The organism is Micromonospora echinospora, assembly GCF_014203425.1.
Classification (GTDB): Bacteria; Actinomycetota; Actinomycetes; order Mycobacteriales; family Micromonosporaceae; genus Micromonospora; species Micromonospora echinospora_A.
In genome coordinates, this window is the sequence record NZ_JACHJC010000001.1 from 3135071 (window position 1) to 3150448 (window position 15378).

Annotated in this window: 13 protein-coding genes; 12 read left to right on the forward strand and 1 reads right to left on the reverse strand. The window is 75.1% G+C overall.

Annotated elements, in window-relative coordinates; genetic code table 11:
• Positions 1-45 precede the first annotated feature (45 nt).
• The 3 genes from FHU28_RS14820 to FHU28_RS14830 all read left to right on the forward strand — a co-directional run bounded on the left by FHU28_RS14820 (position 46) and on the right by FHU28_RS14830 (position 2931).
• Positions 46-855, forward strand: a complete 810-nt coding sequence (locus FHU28_RS14820; RefSeq protein ID WP_184684583.1) for an SDR family oxidoreductase — start codon at positions 46-48, stop codon at positions 853-855.
• 61 nt (positions 856-916) lie between these two features.
• Positions 917-1531, forward strand: coding sequence for a winged helix-turn-helix domain-containing protein (locus FHU28_RS14825; protein WP_184684585.1), 615 nt, complete (start codon positions 917-919; stop codon positions 1529-1531).
• Positions 1528-2931 (forward strand): MFS transporter, encoded by a 1404-nt coding sequence (locus FHU28_RS14830; RefSeq protein WP_311773591.1) that lies wholly within the window; start codon positions 1528-1530, stop codon positions 2929-2931. Before FHU28_RS14825 ends, FHU28_RS14830 begins: the two co-directional genes overlap by 4 nt.
• A 360-nt stretch (positions 2932-3291) precedes the next feature.
• Here the strand turns inward: FHU28_RS14830 and FHU28_RS14835 are convergent, their stop codons facing one another.
• Positions 3292-4032 carry a GNAT family N-acetyltransferase gene (locus FHU28_RS14835; protein ID WP_184684588.1) on the reverse strand — a complete coding sequence of 247 codons (741 nt, stop codon included), beginning with the start codon at positions 4030-4032 and terminating at the stop codon, positions 3292-3294.
• Between the two features lie 142 nt (positions 4033-4174).
• Here FHU28_RS14835 and FHU28_RS14840 point away from each other — a divergent pair, with 142 nt between their 5' ends.
• From FHU28_RS14840 to FHU28_RS14880, 9 genes are all read left to right on the forward strand, one after another.
• Entirely contained in the window at positions 4175-4387 is a 213-nt protein-coding gene (locus tag FHU28_RS14840; protein WP_013285485.1) for a hypothetical protein, read from the forward strand.
• A gap of 74 nt (positions 4388-4461) precedes the next feature.
• A complete protein-coding gene (locus FHU28_RS14845) occupies positions 4462-5949 on the forward strand; it encodes a replication-associated recombination protein A (protein WP_184684590.1) in 1488 nt (495 codons plus the stop codon).
• Between the two features lie 2498 nt (positions 5950-8447).
• Entirely contained in the window at positions 8448-9152 is a 705-nt protein-coding gene (locus FHU28_RS14850) for a hypothetical protein (RefSeq protein ID WP_260413452.1), read from the forward strand.
• Positions 9153-9298: 146 nt separating this feature from the next.
• A complete protein-coding gene (locus tag FHU28_RS14855; RefSeq protein ID WP_104115776.1) occupies positions 9299-9760 on the forward strand; it encodes a DUF948 domain-containing protein in 462 nt (153 codons plus the stop codon).
• Between the two features lie 31 nt (positions 9761-9791).
• Positions 9792-10097: a hypothetical protein gene (locus tag FHU28_RS14860; RefSeq protein WP_073827670.1), complete on the forward strand. Its 306-nt coding sequence runs from the start codon at positions 9792-9794 to the stop codon at positions 10095-10097.
• Positions 10094-12775, forward strand: a complete 2682-nt coding sequence (gene alaS, locus FHU28_RS14865; protein WP_184684592.1) for an alanine--tRNA ligase — start codon at positions 10094-10096, stop codon at positions 12773-12775. The genes FHU28_RS14860 and alaS overlap by 4 nt, the downstream gene beginning before the upstream one ends.
• A gap of 127 nt (positions 12776-12902) precedes the next feature.
• Positions 12903-13364, forward strand: a complete 462-nt coding sequence (ruvX, locus tag FHU28_RS14870) for a Holliday junction resolvase RuvX (RefSeq protein ID WP_184684594.1) — start codon at positions 12903-12905, stop codon at positions 13362-13364.
• Positions 13361-14560 (forward strand): endolytic transglycosylase MltG, encoded by a 1200-nt coding sequence (gene mltG / locus FHU28_RS14875; RefSeq protein WP_184684596.1) that lies wholly within the window; start codon positions 13361-13363, stop codon positions 14558-14560. Before ruvX ends, mltG begins: the two co-directional genes overlap by 4 nt.
• Positions 14560-15372, forward strand: a complete 813-nt coding sequence (locus FHU28_RS14880; RefSeq protein ID WP_184684598.1) for a shikimate dehydrogenase — start codon at positions 14560-14562, stop codon at positions 15370-15372. Before mltG ends, FHU28_RS14880 begins: the two co-directional genes overlap by 1 nt.
• Positions 15373-15378: the final 6 nt, after the last annotated feature.

Below are 15378 nucleotides of genomic sequence, written 5' to 3' on the forward strand. Positions count from 1 at the left end.
GCCCGCGTCATGATGACGCGGGCCTTTTCGATATCAGGGGGACAGATGCACCTGCTCGTGGTGGGAGCCAGCGGCTTCCTCGGCGCCGAGGTGTGCCGGCAGGCGGTCGCCGCCGGGCACCGGGTGACCGGCACGTACCACTCGAACGCCGTCACGGCTCCCGGCGTCGCGCCGCACCGGCTCGACGTGACCGACCGCGCCGCCGTGCGTGAGCTGCTGACCCGGGTACGCCCCGACGCGGTCGTCGCCACCCCCTACCGGTACGACGACTGGGCGGTCACGGCGGACGGGGCGGCCCACATCGCGGTAGCCGCCGCCGAGGTGGGCGCCCGGCTGGTGCACCTGTCCAGCGACGCGCTGCACGCCGGGCGGCCGAAGGCGTACGCGGACGAGGACGTGCCCACGCCGCTGCACCCGTACGGGGCGGCGAAGGCGGCGGCGGAGACGGCCGTGCGGGCGGTGGACCCGGGCGCGGCGGTGGTGCGTACCTCGCTGATCGTGGGGGAGGGCAGCAAGCAGATCCAGCTCTGCCGGGACGCGCTGGCCGGGCGGGCCACGTTGTTCACCGACGAGCTGCGCTGCCCGGTGCACGTCGCCGACCTCGCCGCCGCGGTGCTGGAGCTGGTGCCGGGGGACTACGCCGGGCTGCTCAACGTGGCCGGGCCGGACGCGGTGAGCCGGGCCGAGCTCGGGCTGCTGGTGGCCCGGCACGACGGCGTCGACGCGGGCGGGCTGCGGACGACCACGATCGCCGCCGCCGGGCTGCACCGCCCGGGTGAGGTGGTGCTGGACTCCGCCCGTGCCGCCGGGCTGCTGCGGACCCGCCTGCGAGGGATCACCGAGCTGTACGGCTAGTTGCACAGTTTCTTTGCAAGCATCTTGTGCACGGAAAGTGTGCACAGATATTGTGCATCCCATGGAGGAGAAGACGGAGCGCACCGTACACATCGACCACCGCCAGGTTCGTGCCCTGGCCCAACCGCTGCGCATGCGGCTGGTCGGGGCGCTGCGCGTGGGCGGCCCGGCCACCGCCACCGCCCTCGCCGAGGCGCTCGGCACCAACAGCGGCGCGACCAGTTACCACCTGCGCCAACTCGCCGAGGTGGGCCTCGTGGTGGAGGACCCGAGCCTCGGCACCGGCCGCCAGCGCTACTGGCGGGCCGCGCACGACGTCACCAACTGGGAATCCAGCGACTTCGACGACGACCCCGACGCGCGGGCGGCCATCGAGTGGATCGAGGCGGACTACGTCCGCTTCTTCGCCGGGCACGCCGAACGCTGGTTCGCCCAGCGGCACCAGTGGTCGCCGGCCTGGCGCGACGCGTTCGGCATGGGCGACTTCTTCATGCGGATTCCGGTCGACCGCCTCAAGGCGATCCAGGAGGAGGTCTTCGCGGTCTTCGAGCGGCACCGCGACGCCACCGACCCCGACGACCCCGACGCCGAGACGGTGCAGCTCTACCTCGCCGCCCTCCCGATGGACGCCGCCTACCCGCGGTCCACCCCGCCGCCTGCCGAGGAGAAGCCGTGACCGCGCTGTCCGTACGCCAGATCCGGATCCGCTACCTCACGCTGTACGGCCTGCGCTGGTTACCAAGCGGCCTGCTCATGCCGGTGATGATCCTGCTGATGCAGGAGCGCGGGCTCACGCTGTCCCAGATCGGCCTGGTCGCCACCGCGCAGGGCCTCGTCGTGCTGGCGCTGGAGTTGCCCACCGGCGGCTTCGCCGACGCGCTCGGCCGCAAGCCGGTGCTGGTCACCGCCTGGGTCATCGGCCTCGGCTCGCTGGCGCTCATGGCGGTGGCCGACTCGTTCTGGATGTTCTTCCTGGTCTGGGCGTTGCAGGGCGTCTACCGGGCGCTCGACAGCGGCCCGCTGGAATCCTGGTACGTCGACGCCACGCTCGCCGCCGACCCGAAAGCCGAGTACGAGCGCGGCCTCGGCTGGGCGGGCACCGTGGTCGGCGTCGCCATCGGTGCCGGCGCGCTGCTCAGCGGCGGCCTGGTCGCGCTCGGCCCGCTCGGCCCGGTCAGCGCGCTGGCCCTGCCGGTGATCGTCGCCGCCGTGCTCCAAGCGGTCTCCATCGTGGCCCTGCTGGCGCTGATGGCCGAGCGGCGGCCCGCGTCCGGCCCGGCCGCGCTGCGCGCCTCGGTCGTCGACGCGCCCCGCATGGTCGGGCAGGCCGTCGGGCTGCTGCGCCGCAACCGGGTACTGCTGGCCCTGGTCGCCGTCGAGCTGTTCTGGGGCTTCGGCATGGTCACCTTCGAGTCGCTGCTCCCGGTACGCCTCGCCGAGGTGCTCGGTGACCCGGACCGCGCCGCGGCGCTGCTCGGCCCCGCCGGCACGGCGGCCTGGCTCGCCAACGCCGCCGGCGCCGCGCTCACCCCGTTCCTGCTGCGCCGCCTCGGCGCCGCCCCGGCCGCCGCGCTGATGCGGATCCTCCAGGGCGTGACGGTGGTCGGCATGGGCCTGCTGGCTGGTCCGGTCGGCATCCTCATCGCGTACCTGGCCTGCTACACCGTGCACGGCGCGTCGAACCCGCTGCACATGGGACTGCTGCACCGGCAGGTCGACGGCCCGTACCGGACGAGCGTGCTGTCGCTCAACTCGATGGCCGGCCAGCCGGCCGGCGCGCTCGGCGCGGTCACGCTCACCGCGCTGGCCGACGCCACGAGCGTCGGCGTCGCCATGATCGTCGGCGGGGTGGTGCTCGCCGTGGCCGCGCCGCTCTACCTGCCGGCCTGGCGCGCGGCCCGCCGTACCTCCGCCGAGGCCGAGGTGGCACCGGAGGTGACGGGCGGCGGACCCGGCCACGCCGGCCTGGCGTCCGAGCCGCCCCTCGACCCGGCCGACCGTGCCACGGTCGTCGGCGCGGCCCGGGCTGCCGGCCGGGGCGAGCCGGTCGTGCCGGCGTCACCCGGCCGCGAATGATTCCTGCGGGCGTCGTCCAGCGGCGGTTGGGTCGTCCCGGCTTCCCCCGGAGGCTGGCGTCGTCCGCCGTGCGGGTCACCGCCCGCCGTGGGTGGAACGACATGGGCGTCTCGGCTCCCGTTTGACACCCATGACGTTCCACCCACCGCTTCGACGCGCCCGCTACGGCGGGCGCGTTCCTTTCTGGGAGGCGGAGTCCGCGACGTGGGACGCGGGGAGATCTTGGTGAGCGGGCGCCCCGGTAGGGGCCGTTTCGTACCAAGATCTCGTGCGGCGTGCGGCGTGCGGCGTGCGGCGTGCGGCGTGCGGCGTGCGGCGTCCGTCCGGTCGAAGCCTTGGCCGGCGGGTGTGCCGACGCGGTCAGGCCAGCTTGATCGAGGTGCGGCGTTCGGTGGCGGTGAAGCCGAGCCGCCGGTAGAGCCGCAGCGCGCCCACGTTGTCCGGGTAGACGCCGAGCGCCACCGTGTCGTACCGGGCGAACAGGGCGCCCGTCATTCCGGCGGTCAGCGCCGCGCCCAGCCCTCGGCCGCGAAGCCCGGGGGCGACTGTCAACCCGGCCAGGAATCCGATGTCGCCGCGGCTGCGATCCGCGCCGCAGGCGAGCAGACGGTCACCGTCGCGGATGCCGTACCAGTCGACGATCCCCGGGTCGCCCGGCCGGGAGGTGGTGCTCGGGAACGCCTCCTCGATCAGCGCGGCCAGCGCGGGAAGGTCGGCCCCGGTCAGGCGTACCACCCGCTCCTGCTCCGGCTGGCGCGGCGGCGGGCCGGTGGTCCAGAGGAAGTCCCACTCGGTCAGCCGGGCCACCGGCAGCCGCGCGGACACCTCGTCCGGATCGGCGTGGGACAGGTTGATCGACTGTCCGGCCGACAACGTCCCGTCCGCCCGCTGGGCGGCGAAGACGCCGAGCGCCGGGCCGGGGGCACCGACCGCCCCGCCGGCCGACCACTCGCCCGGTGGAAGCAGCCATCCGACCGCGCCGCCACGCCGCCACCCCCGCACGGCCTCGTCGCGCCGGAGCGCGTGCCGGGCGAACGGGTGGTGGCCGGCCGCGGCGAGCAACGCCTCCCGCCCGATCAGCGCCTCGTCGACAATGATCATGCCGCCAGCCTACGAGCGCCGACGCGCCCGATCCGCGTCGGCGGCCCGGCTGCTGGGACGTGTTCCACGGTGGAGATTGACGAACAGACCGATTGGGTACATCCGTCGCCGACCTGCTGGGAACCCCCACCGGAGGAACGACATGCTCGCCATTCTCGCGGCCATCGTGTTCGGCTTCGCGCTGCTGCTCGACTTCATGAACACCGACCTCGGCGCGCCCGATCTGTTCAGCACCACGACGCTCATGCTCATCGGATTCCTGCTGCTCTCGCTCTACCTGGCCGGCGTCGGCTCCGGCCCGCGCGGCGGCGGTGGCGGCCGCTGGTACCGGGGTCGGCGGCCGGGTCGCGGCTGACCGGAAAAGACCACCCGGGTCGGGGCGGCGGCGCGATTCCGGCGCCGTCGGCCCGGCCCGGTACTGTTCTCGTGATGGAATCGGACGCCCTCTTCACCCTCGGCGAGCCGGCCGGCGCACCCGCGGGCACGGGCGGCGCCGACGGCTTCACCGACGCCCGGGCGGACTCGCCCCTGCCGGTGCGGATGCGGCCGGCCGGCATCGACGAACTGGTCGGGCAGGAGCACCTGCTCGCGCCGGGCGCGCCGCTGCGTCAGCTGGTCGAGGGCTCGGCGCCGATGTCGGTGATCCTCTGGGGTCCGCCGGGCAGCGGCAAGACCACCATCGCCCACCTCGTGGCCCGGGCCACCGACCGGCGGTTCGTGGCGATGTCCGCGTTGACCGCCGGCGTGAAGGACGTGCGCGCCGTGATCGAGACCGCGCGGCGGCAGCGCCGGTCCGGCGGCCCGCCGACGGTGCTGTTCATCGACGAGGTGCACCGGTTCAGCAAGACCCAGCAGGACTCGCTTCTCGCCGCCGTCGAGGACCGGACTGTCACGCTGCTGGCGGCGACCACCGAGAACCCGTACTTCTCGGTCATCTCGCCCTTGCTGTCGCGCTGCGTGCTGCTCACCCTCCAGGCCCTCGACGACGACGACGTACGCGGGCTGCTGCGCCGCGCGGTCGCCGACGAGCGCGGCCTCGGCGGCTCGCTGGTCCTGGCGCAGGAGGCGGAGGACCACCTGGTCCGGCTCGCCGGGGGCGACGTGCGCAAGGCGCTCACCGCGCTGGAGGCGGCAGCGGCCACCGCGACCGCGCTCGGCGCCGAACGGATCGATCTGGCCGTGGCCGAGCAGGCGGTCGACGTGGCGGCGGTGCGCTACGACCGCGACGGCGACGCCCACTACGACGTGACCAGCGCGTTCATCAAGAGCATGCGCGGCTCCGACGTGGACGCGGCACTGCACTGGCTGGCCCGGATGCTGGTGGCCGGGGAGGACGCCCGGTTCATCGCCCGCCGGCTGGTGATCTTCGCCAGCGAGGACGTCGGGATGGCCGATCCCACCGCGCTGACGGTGGCCACCGCCGCCGCCCACGCGGTCGAGTACGTGGGCCTGCCGGAGGCACAGCTCAACCTGGCCCAGGCGGTCATCCACCTGGCCACCGCGCCGAAGTCGAACTCGGCCACCGCCGCGATCGGCGCCGCCGTCGCCGACGTACGCGCCGGTCGCGGCGGCCCGGTGCCGCGCGGGCTGCGCGACGCCCACTACTCCGGCGCGCGCGGACTCGGCCACGGGGCCGGCTACCGCTACCCGCACGACGACCACCGGGGGGTGGTCACCCAGCAGTACGCTCCGGACGACCTCGTCGGAACCGACTACTACCAGCCCAGCGGGCACGGCGCGGAGCGGGCGGTGGCCACCCGGCTGCCGCTGCTGCGCCGGATCGTCCGTGGGCTGCCGGCACCGACGACCCGGGAGGCCGGCGCCCCGGCCGCCGTGAACGGGGCCCGGGTGGGGGGCGGCGAGCAGGCCAGCGGGGCGAGTGAGGGCGGCAGCGACGCCGCCGAGGGGGGTCAGTAGTGATGGCGCGTGGTCCGGAGCGACCGGCGGACGGCCCCGACGAGCGGCGCGATCCGCGGGCCAAGGGCCGCCGGTGGGGACGCGGCCGGCCCGAGCCCGAACTGGACCCGACGGTCGTCGGCGAGGAACTCGGCTGGATCGACGACCTGCGCACCGCCAAGGAGCAGGGCGGCGAGCTCGGACCGCAGGGGGAGTCCGCCGCGCCCGCGCCGGGCAGGCCGGGCGCCGCACCCGGCCCGGGCGCCGGGCCGGGGATGCCGCCGCCCGCCGCGCGGCCCGCTCCGCGTTCCCCGGCGCCGGGCCCGCAGCCACCCGCCTCCGGTCACCCGGGCCCGCAGCCACCTGTTTCGGGTCGTCCCGGCCCGGCGGCGCCGTCATCGGCCGGGCGGCCCGGTGCGCCGTCTCCCGCCGCCGCGCCCCCGCCCCCCGGCCGGTCCCAACCCGCCGGGCCCGTGCCGGACGGCCGCACCGACCCGACGCTCCCGCCCGTTTCCGGTCGTCCCGGCCCGGCGGCGCCTCCGGGCGTGAGCCGCGGGGGACCGGCCGCGCCCGATCGCGGTCGGCCCGGCGTGGACGTACCTCCGGTCGCCGGGCGTCCCGGTGTGGACGCGGGCGCCGCCCGGCCCGGCCCGGAGATGCCGCCCGGCCGCTCGGCTGACGCGCCGCACCCGATGCCCGATGGCCGGCCCGGTCCGCGTCCTCCGGTGACCCGGCGCGGTCCCGACCAGCCCGGCCCGGCCGCGCCGCCGGTGCGCCCCGGCCCCGAGGCCGGCGCACCGCGGCCGCCTGCCGAGGGCCCCTGGCCCGGCGTGCCCGAGGCCCGTCGTCCGGCGGGGCCACCCGTCCGCCGGAGCCCGGACGGCCCCACGGGCCAGCAGCCGCCGGTCACCGGCGGCACGCCGCCGTCCGGTCCGCCCGCCGGGCCGCCTGCGCACGGCCGGGTACCTGCCGATCCGGGCCGCCCGCCCGTCGACGGCGAGCACCGGCCGCCGACACCTCGCGGCCGGCACGGCGCCGGCGTGCCTGAGGGCGCGCACCAGGCCGCCGTCGCCCCGCCGGTCACCCCGTCGCCTGGCGGTCGCCGGGCCCGGCCCGACGACACCGCCGGCGTCCAGCCGGTCTCCGGCGTGCCCCGGCGAGCGCGGCCGGACGACGTTCCGCCCGGCACGCGTCCCGTCTCCGGCGCCGGCCGCCGCGCCGCCCCGGAGGGCGTCGCCCCCGGCGGGCCGGCCGGGCGGGCCGTCCCCGAGGCCACCCCTGCCCCCGGTGGCGGGCGACGGTCCCGCCACGAGGAGCCCACCGGCGGCGGCCACCGCGCCGCCGGCCCGGGTGCAGCGTCCGCTGCCGTGCCCCCACCGGGGGGCCGTCGGGCCGCCCCGGAGCCGGACCGCCCGCCGGTGGTGCCGCGGAGCGGAAACGCGCCGGACCTGCCCGGCGCGCCCGTGTCCGGTGGCCCGGCGAACGGCCCCCGCCGCCCCGCGCCGGACGGCCGCAGGGCCGTACCCGACGGGCCGGCCGACACCGGCCCCGGCGACGCGGCTCGGCCCGGGCGTCGCGCGGCCCCCGACGACACCGCCGATCCGCGCCCTCAGCGGCCCGCAGACTGGCTGCGGCAGGCGGGTCGCACCCCACACACCGACCCCGCCATGCCGGTGACCCGCCGCCCGGCCGACGAGCAGACCGGCCGGCCCGGCGCCCCCGCCGGCCGTACCGGCGCCGCCGTCCCACCGGTCCGTCCCGAACCGACCGATCCGGGTGTGCCGTCCCGACGGCCCGGGCAGGCCGGACCGGGCGCGCCCGGGCGTGGCGCGGCGGCCGGACACCCGGCTCCGCAGGCCCGGCCCGACCAGTCCGGCCAGGTCATGCCTCCGGCGGGTCCTTTGATGCCCGCCCCGCCCGCGAAGCCCGGGCGCCCCGGTCCGGCCCGGGGGGCCGCCCGCCCCGGCGTACCGCCGGGACCCGGTGGCGGCCCGGCCGGCCCGGCCGGCGCCGGCCCGCAGGGCGACGTCGAGCGCACCGGTGGTGTGCCGACCGGCGGTGGCCGTCCCGGCGGTCGCGCCGACGAGGCCGTCCGCGCTCCGGGCCGCCCGCCCGGCGTCGACGGTGGCCGTACCGTTCCCGGCCCGCATCCGCCCCGGCAGGGGCCTGGCGGTCCCGGCCCGCATCCGCCCCGGCAAGCGCCTGGCGGAGCCGGCCCGGCCCGGCCCGGTGAGACGCCTCCGCCCGGTGGCGCACCCCGTCCGCCGATGGCGCCCGGCCCTCGGGGCGCGGCCGCCGGACCGGCGCCTGCCGCCCGCGCGGCGGCGGGTGTGGCGCGACCGGTCGGACCGGACGAGCGGACCACCGGACGGGCGGCCGGCCCCGGACCGGAGCCGGACCGCAGTGGACCGGGCAACCCGGCCGGCATGGCGCCGCCCCCCGGCGCTCCGGCGGTGGCACGGGCGGCTGCTGTCGTACCCCCGGGGGAGCCTTCGGGGCCACGGCCGGGCGCGGACGGCATGCCGGCGCCGCGACCCGCCGGTCCCGGGGTGGACGAGGCGGAGGCCGGTGGCCTGCGCGGCGCCCGGTCCGAGCTGCGGCGGCAGATGCGCGAGCGGCGCCGCCTGCGGATGGGCGTCCTCGCGCTGGTGAGTCTCGTGCTGCTGGGCGCGGTGCCGCTCTACTTCGGGATGCGGGCGCTCAGCCGCGATCCGGTCTTCGACACCCTCGACGCGCTCGACGTGCCCGCCTGGGCCGAGACCAAGACCGTCGACAACGTCAGCGGCAGCCGCTGGTGCCTGCAGGACTGCCGGCTGCGCGAACGCGCGGTCGAGTCGGAGCAGGGGTGGGAGCAGACGGTCGCCGTCTACGAACAGGCGCTGGCCAAGGACGGCTGGCGGCGGTGGACCGTCGAACGCTGCCCGGAGGAGAAGGTCGAGGGCAGCTACACCTGCTGGCGCCGCGACGAACTCACGCTGGACCTGTGGGTACGCGACCCGGCCTGCACGCCGCCGCCGATCGACGGCGCGCCCGCGCCCTCGGCCCCGCCCGCGCCCGCAGCGGCGACGTGCACCGGCTCGTTGGTGTCGGTGAAGGTGCGCAACGCGATCGACGACGAGCGCACCGGGCCGACGCCGACCACCGATCCGTCACTCACCGGTGAGGACCCGTTCCCGACGCTGACCGACGACCCGCTGGGCGAGGCGACTCCCTCACCGTCGTGAGCCGACTTTCATCACGGACGGTAGGGTCTGGGGCTGGCACGCCCGTCCGCGCCCGGTGACCGGGTCGGCGTGGCGCGAAGTGGGTAGGTACGGTCGCGCGTTCCGGGGCGTCGGGTCCCGGGACACTGCTTGAGGAGGACTTACGCGTGAGTGGTGGAGAGATCGCTGCGCTGATCGCGGCCGGCGCGTTCCTGATGCTGGTGCTCGTGCTGGCGGTGCCGATCCTGCGGCTGCGGCACACCGTGGACGCGACGACCCGCATGATCACCGAGGTGAACGAGCGCACCGCGCCGTTGCTCGGTGACGTGAACACCACGGTGAAGAACGTCAACGTGGCGCTGGAGCAGGTGCAGACCTCGCTGGACGGGGTGAACCTGCAGCTCGCCAAGGTGGACACCATGACCAGCCACGCGCAGAACGTCACCGCGAACGTGGCGAACCTGGCCACCGTGGTCTCGGCCGCCGCCGCGAACCCGCTGGTCAAGGTGGCCGCGTTCGGGTACGGCGTGCGCCGGGCCGCGTCCGCGCGCCGGCACGCCGAGACCGAGCGCGAGGTGCGCGACACCATCAAGCAGCAGCGCCGGGCCGCCAAGCGCGGCAACCGCTGACCTCGACCGGCGTACGCGGGAGGATGAGAGCATGAGGCGGTTGTTCTGGCTGGGCATCGGGCTGGCCGTGGGCGTCCTGGTGGTGCGCAAGGCCACCCGGACGGCGCAGGCGTACACCCCGGCGGGCATCGCGAGCGGGCTGTCCGAGTCCGCCGGCGGTCTGGTCGAGTCGCTGCGGGCGTTCGTGGACGACGTCCGGGTCGGCATGGCCGAGCGTGAGCAGGAGATCCACGAGGCCTTCGCCCGCGGCGAGGCGTACGACGACCAGTTCGCCGAGCTGCGGGAGGACCCGCGGATCGGCGATCGAGAGATTTTCCCGGAGGACCACCAGCGATGAAGACGGCGGAGATCAAGCGGCGGTTCCTCGCCCACTTCGAGGCGAACGGGCACACCGTGGTGCCGTCCGCTCCGCTGCCCGCCATCAGCGACCCGAACCTGCTGTTCATCAACGCGGGCATGGTGCAGTTCGTGCCCTACTTCCTGGGCCAGCAGGCCCCGCCGTACGCGCGGGCGACGAGCGTGCAGAAGTGCATCCGTACGCCGGACATCGACGAGGTCGGCAAGACCAGCCGGCACGGCACGTTCTTCCAGATGAACGGCAACTTCTCCTTCGGTGACTACTTCAAGTCCGGGGCGATCCCGCTCGCCTGGGACCTGGCCACGAAGTCGGTCGAGGCGGGCGGCTTCGGCCTGGACCCGGAGCGGATCTGGGCCACCGTCTACCTGGACGACGACGAGGCGTACGACATCTGGCGTGCCACCGGCGTGCCGGCCGAGCGGATCGTGCGCCGGGGCAAGGCCGACAACTTCTGGTCGATGGGCATCCCCGGCCCGTGCGGCCCGTGCTCCGAGCTGTACTACGACCGCGGCCCGGCCTACGGCCGCGAGGGCGGCCCGGAGGTCGACGAGGACCGCTACCTGGAGTTCTGGAACCTCGTCTTCATGCAGTTCGAGCGCGGCCCGGGCGCCGGCAAGGAGGACTTCCCGATCCTCGGTGACCTGCCGGCGAAGAACATCGACACCGGCATGGGCCTGGAGCGGATGGCCTCGCTGCTGCAGGGCGTGGACAACCTCTACGAGATCGACGAGGTCCGGCCGATCCTGGACAAGGCCGCCGAACTGACCGGCAAGCGCTACGGCGTGCACTCCGGTCACGCGGCGAACGAGTCGCACCCGGACGACGTGCGGCTGCGGGTGATCGCCGACCACGTGCGCACCTCGCTGATGCTCATCGGCGACGGCGTGACCCCGTCGAACGAGGGCCGGGGCTACGTGCTGCGCCGGATCATGCGCCGCGCGATCCGGGCCGTTCGGCTGCTCGGCTACCAGGACCGGGCGCTGCCGGAGCTGCTGCCGGTGGCGCGCGACTGCATGGCGCCGTCTTACCCGGAGCTGGCCGAGGACTTCGGCCGGATCTCCCAGTACGCGTACGCCGAGGAGGACGCGTTCCTGGCCACGCTGCGCGCCGGCACCACCATCCTGGACACCGCCATCGCCGAGACCAAGTCGGCGGGCAAGGCGGCGCTCTCCGGTGACAAGGCGTTCCAGCTGCACGACACGTACGGCTTCCCGATCGACCTGACCCTGGAGATCGCGGCCGAGCAGGGGTTGCAGGTCGACGCGGAGGGCTTCCGCCGGCTGATGGCCGACCAGCGCAGCCGGGCCAAGGCCGACGCGCAGGCCCGCAAGACCGGGCACACCGACGTGTCGGCGTACCGGTCGGTGCTCGACGGCGGCGGGCCGGTGGAGTTCACCGGCTACACGGAGCTGAGCCGCGAGTCCCGGGTGCGCGCGCTGCTGTCCGGCGGCGCCGCTGTCTCCGCCGCGGTGGAGGGCGACACGATCGAGCTGGTGCTCGACACCACCCCGTTCTACGCCGAGGGCGGCGGGCAGCAGCCCGACCAGGGGCTCATCACCGTCGGCGGCGGCCAGGTCGAGGTCTTCGACGTGCAGCAGCCGGTGCCCGGCCTGATCGTGCACCGGGCCAAGGTGGTGCGCGGCGAGGTGCGCTCCGGGGAGACCGGGTACGCCGAGATCGACGTGTCCCGCCGCCGGGCGATCTCCCGCTCGCACACCGCGACGCACCTGGTGCACCAGACGATGCGCAACTTCCTCGGTGAGTCGGCCACCCAGGCAGGTTCGCTGAACGCGCCGGGCCGGCTGCGGTTCGACTTCAACACCCCGACGGGTGTGGCGCCGAGCGTGCTGCACGACGTGGAGCAGCAGGTGAACGAGGTGCTCCTGGCCGACCTGGAGGTGCACGCGTTCGTCACCAGCCAGGAGGAGGCGCGCCGGATCGGGGCGATGGCCCTGTTCGGCGAGAAGTACGGCGAGCGGGTCCGGGTCGTCGAGGTCGGCGACTACGCCCGGGAGCTGTGCGGCGGCACGCACGTGGCCCGCTCCGCCCAGCTCGGCCTGGTGAAGATCCTCTCCGAGGCGTCGGTGGGCTCCGGGGTACGCCGGATCGAGGCGCTCGTCGGCATGGACGCGTTCGGCTTCCTGGCCCGCGAGCACCTGCTGGTGTCCCGGCTGGCGGAGCTGTTCCGGGTGCCGGGGGAGCAGGTCGCCGACCGGGTGGAGCAGACCGTCACGCAGCTGCGCGACGCGGAGAAGGAGCTGGAGAAGCTGCGCGCCCAGCTCGTGCTCGGCGGGGCCGGCGCCCTGGCCGCGCAGGCGAAGGACGTGCGCGGCGTCGCGTACGTCGGCACCGAGGCGCCCGAGGGCGCGGCGGCGAACGACGTGCGGACGCTCGCCCAGGAGATCCGGGGCCGGATCGACGCGGCCCGCCCGGCGGTGGTCGCGGTGGCGGCCCGAGCCAACGGCAAGGCGTCCCTGGTGGTGGCCGTCAACCAGGCTGCCCGGGGCCGGGGCCTGAGCGCGAAGGACCTCGTGAAGGCGGCGTTCTCCGGCCGGGGCGGCGGCAGCGACGACCTGGCCCAGGGTGGCGGGCTGCCCGCGGCGGAGGCGCCGAAGCTGCTGGTCACCGTCGAGCAGGCGGTCGCCGGCACGGCATGAGCGAACGCACCGAGCGGAGCGAGGGCCGTGAGGGCATGCCCAGCCGGCACGGCATGAGCGCACCGATCGACGCCAGGGCGGACCACCCGGTCCGCCCTGGCCCGTACCGGCGGGGAGGTGCCCGATAGTGGGCGAGCTGTCCCGTGGCGTCCGGCTGGGCGTCGACGTGGGTCAGGTCCGGGTGGGGGTGGCCCGTTGTGATCCGCACGGCATCCTCGCCACGCCCCTGGTCACGCTGGCCCGCGACCTGACCGCGGAACCGGACGCGGTGCCCGCCGACATGGCCGAGTTGGTCCGGCTCGCCGCCGAGCACGAGGCGGTGGGGATCGTGGTCGGCTTGCCGATCAACCTCGCCGGAAAGCACGGGCCCGCGGCGGCGAACGTATCGGCATATGCCAGCCGATTGGCTGATGTAATGAGGCCGATTCCGGTGACGCTGACGGACGAGAGGATGTCTACCGTCGTCGCGAGTCGTAGGCTGGCCGAACGGGGCGTCCGGGGAAAGCGCCAACGGGCGGTGGTCGACCAGGCCGCCGCGGTGGAGATTCTGCAGAGCTGGCTGGACGCACAGCGGAGGCGGACGCGATGATCGACGACCTTGACCTGGGCTTCGACGAGCAGGACAGGGGGGATAAGGGCCGGCACCGGCGCGGCGCGGTGCGCCGACGGCAGGGCAAGTCCGGCGGCGGCCCGGGCAAGACCCTGCTCGCCCTCGCGCTCGCGCTGATCCTGCTGGGCGGCATCGGCGGCGGCGCGTTCTACGGCTTCGACCGGGTCCAGAACTACTTCGTCACGCCCGACTACGACGGCTCCGGCACCGCCGAGGTGACCGTCGAGATCAAGCAGGGCGCGCTGCTCGCCGACATGGCCGACGCGTTGGTCGCGGCCGACGTGGTGAAGAGCACCAAGGCGTTCATCGAGGCCGCCGAGGAGAACTCGCGCAGCAAGAACATCCAGCCTGGCACGTACAAGCTGCGCAAGCAGATGAGCGGCGACGCGGCGGTCGCGGCGATGCTGGACCTCAAGAACCGGATCGTGAACGGGATCACCATCCCCGAAGGCCTCACCGCGAAGACGGTCTACAAGCGGCTCTCCGAGAAGACCGACATCCCGGTCAAGGACTTCGAGGCGGCGGCGAAGGACCCGATCGCGCTCGGCGTCCCGGACTGGTGGTTCAAGCGCTCCGACGGCAAGACGGTCAAGCCGTCGATCGAGGGCTTCCTCTTCCCCGACACGTACGAGATCCCGCCGAAGGCCACCGCCGAGACGGTGCTCAAGCTGATGGTGAACAACTTCCTCACCGTCACCTCGAACATGCAGTACGCCGAGAAGGTGCAGAAGGAACGCGGCGGCATCACCCCGTACGAGGCGCTGATCGTCGCCTCGCTCGCGCAGGCCGAGGCCGGCAACAAGGCCGACCTGGGCAAGGTCGCCCGGGTGGCCTACAACCGGGTCTACGGCGAGTTCGACTGCAACTGCCTGGAGATGGACGTCACCGTCAACTACTACCTGGAACTGACCGGCCAGAAGACCAAGGCGTCCAAGGACATGACGGCCGCCGAGCTGGACAACCCGAAGAACCCGTACAACCGCAAGCTGCGCGGGCTGGTCCCGTCACCGATCAACAACCCGGGCAAGGAGGCGCTCGAGGGCGCGCTGAGCCCGCCGCCGGGCAAGTGGCTCTACTTCGTGGCGATCAGCAAGGACGGGCGCTCCGCGTTCGCCGAGACCTACGACGAGCAACTGCGCAACGAGCGGAAGGCCAAGGAGGCCGGGATCATCTGATGGCCGATCCCCGCCGCGCCGCGGTGGTCGGCAAGCCGATCGCCCACTCGCTCTCCCCGGTGATCCACACCGCCGGGTACGCGGCGGCCGGGCTGACCGGCTGGTCGTACACCCGGATCGAAGCCGGCGCCGACGAGATGCCCGGCCTGGTCGCGGGCCTCGGCCCGGAGTGGGCCGGGCTGTCAGTGACCATGCCGGGCAAGGAGGCGGCGCTCGCGCTGGCCGACGAGGTCGCGCCGGTCGCCGCCGCCGTCGGCGCCGCCAACACGCTGGTACGCCGCCGCGACGGCACCTGGTACGCGGACAACACCGACGTCACCGGCATGGTCGAGGTGCTCACCGGCGCCGGCTGCGTGGCCGGGGCGGTGGTCACCGTGCTCGGCGCGGGTGGCACCGCCCGGGCGGCCGTCGCGGCGGCGGCCCGGATCGGGGCGGCCGAGGTGACTGTGGTGGCCCGCAGCCCGGAGGCGGTCGACGAGCTGCGCCCGGTCGCGGCGGCCGCCGGCGTTCCGCTGGCCGGGGCCGAGTGGGACGGCGCGCCCGCGCACGCCCGCGCCGACCTGGTGATCTCCACGGTGCCGAAGGGCGTGGCCGACCCGCTCGCGGACAACTTCGACTGGCGGCCGGAGTCCGTGTTCTTCGACGTCGTCTACGATCCGTGGCCCACGCCGCTCGCGGCGGCGGCGCTGACTGCCGGGTGCCGGGTGGTCTCCGGGCTGGACCTGCTGCTGGCCCAGGCGTTCGGCCAGTTCGAGCAGTTCACCGGCGTTCCCGCCCCACGCGCCGCGATGCGCGCCGCCCTGCCGGTGTAAGGAAGG